The organism is Thomasclavelia sp. (assembly GCF_017889095.1).
Lineage (GTDB): Bacteria > Bacillota_I > Bacilli_A > Erysipelotrichales > Coprobacillaceae > Thomasclavelia.
On the sequence record NZ_JAGHEW010000350.1, the window covers coordinates 1 to 2,630 of the forward strand.

The 2,630-nt window shown below is 33.0% G+C and carries 1 pseudogene; it reads left to right on the forward strand.

Going from position 1 to position 2,630, the window contains the following annotated elements:
• Window positions 1-2,630, forward strand: a pseudogene (locus J7M77_RS15005) (hypothetical protein); the annotation flags it as partial.

The following is a 2,630-nucleotide window of genomic DNA, read 5'->3' on the forward strand; positions in this document are numbered from 1 at the left end:
AAATGCAACTCACTATCAATTGCAATGGGCTAAAAGTGCTTATGGTACATATAGTAATATTGAAAAATTGGTAAGTGATACTTCAATCGAAGTAGCTTTGACAGGTAATAAATACGAAAATTATTATCGAGTTGTCGCTATCAATAATGGTAATAATCAAGAATTAAGTGATGAAGCGGAATATTCAGATGTATCACGTTTTGTTTCTTTAGAAACAGAGTTATTTGGTGATCATACTATTATTTTTTCACCACATGATGATGTAAAACAAATTGATACTGTTTTACAAGATTTATTCAATCAACAACATGATGCAAATGAAGATGCCCAGTTTAAAGCAGATCAATATCAAGTATATTTTAAACCTGGTGATTATAGTGAAACTAGCTGTATGTATTTAGGTTTCTATACGTCATTTAATGGTTTAGGAAAAACACCTTATGATGTTAAATTAAACAATGTCGCGATTCCTGCTTATTTAAGTGATAATAATGCCACATGTAATTTCTGGCGTTCTATGGAAAATGTTTCGATTATTGCAACTGGTAATGAACAAGGAAAAGCACAATATGAATCATGGCGCAGTGATGAGTTTAACTGGGCGGTAGCTCAGGCAGCACCGCTTAGAAGAGTCTATAGCCAAAGAGCAACTTCTTATGATTGGAATTATGGCTGGGCTAGTGGTGGTTATGTAGCTGACAGTTATTTTGAAAATAATGCCGGGACTCATTCTGGACAACAGTTCTATACTCGTAATAGTGTCATTAAAGGTGATGCGTTTGGAACTACATTAAATAATTTCTATCAGGGAGTAATTTCTAGTGGTTTACCAAATCAAGATACGGGATATAGTTTAATTAATGGTAATGGTTATTCAAACTGGAATCTTGCTGGCAGTGATAATAATCAGCAAGTATTCACTAATATTGAAACAACACCAAAGATTAGTGAAAAACCATTCTTATATATTGATGATGATGGTGAATACCAGGTATTTGTACCAGCTGTTAGAGAAAATACTAAAGGGGTAAGCTGGTCTGAAGATGATATGGGTGAAGGAAAGAGTATTCCTTTAAGTAAATTCTATATCGCCAGCCCTGATGATAGTGCTGAAACAATTAATAAACAAATTGCTGATGGAAAAAATATTTATTTTACACCAGGAGCTTACCACGTTGAAGAACCGATTTTGGTAAATAAAGCGAATACTATTTTATTAGGAACGGGAATGACTTCAATTATTCCAGATAATGAAGAAGCGGCAATGATCGTTGGTGATCTAGATGGTATTAAAATTGCAGGATTGATTTTTGATGCTGGAAGTCATAGTAAGTATTTATTAAAGGTTGGCAGTCAAAAAACATCAGTAAGTCATGAAGATGACCCAATTGTTTTACAAGATTTATTCTTTAGAGTTGGAGGAACAACAGATACTCTTACCAAAGCAGATAATGCGTTGGAAATTAATGCTAACGATGTATTGTGTGATCATTTCTGGATTTGGCGCGCTGACCATGGTGCTGGCGTTGAGTGGTATGGAAATGAATCTGACCATGGTTTGATCGTTAATGGTGATGATGTAACTTGTTATGCATTATTTAATGAGCATTTCCAAAAATACAATACTTTGTGGAACGGTGAAAACGGGGCAACTTATTTCTATCAAAATGAAACTGCTTATGACCCAATTTCACAATCAGCCTGGATGTCACACAATGGTACGGTTAATGGTTATGCCTCATATAAAGTAAGCAACAATGTTAAAAACCATTATGCAGTTGGTTTAGGAATTTATAATGTCTTTATTTATACTGGTGAAGACTATGATGCTTCAAAAGTGCAAATTCAATTAGATAATGAAATTGAAGTTCCTAACAGTGAAAATGTTATTGTTGAAAACGCCTGCTTACAAACATTTGCCAAAGATGATGGGGCATTACAAAAAATTAATTCAATCATCAATGGTGTTGGTGATGGTGTTAGTAGCGGTAAAGATATTCAAACTGGTGAAACCGGTGAAGGCTGGTCAAGAAAATTCTTAATCAGTTATCAAAATGGTATGGCAGTAGTAGGTAAAGATACTAATGGCAATAGTGCTAATTATGGTAAATATATTGGTGTGGATATAATTGAAAATGTTCGTCAATTAGGTGAAGATGATTTGGATGTAGCTAGTATGCAAACTTTATATGACCAGGTAAAAGATATTAGTAGTGATGGTTATACTAGTGAAAGTTATCAGGTATTTAAAGATGCGTTAACTAAAGCTAAAGAAATGTTAAGTGAAGAGTATTTAAAATATGAAGCTTCAAGTAAAGAATTTAATCAAGCGATAAATACGTTACAAGAAGCTGTTGATAATTTAGAAAAAACAGGTAATAAAGCTGAATTACAAAGTATTTATGATAGTTATCAAAGTTTAAATAGTGATAAATATAGTGAAGCTAGCTGGAAGAATTTTGTAAATGCATTAGAATTAGCTAAAAATGTTTTAGATGATCCAGATGCAATGCAGATAGCTATTGATCAAGCTTTAAATGCATTACAAGATGCTTATAGTAAATTGGAGGTAATTGAAGAAACAGAACCAGCAGAAGATACTAATAAGGATGATAATAAAACTACTAATG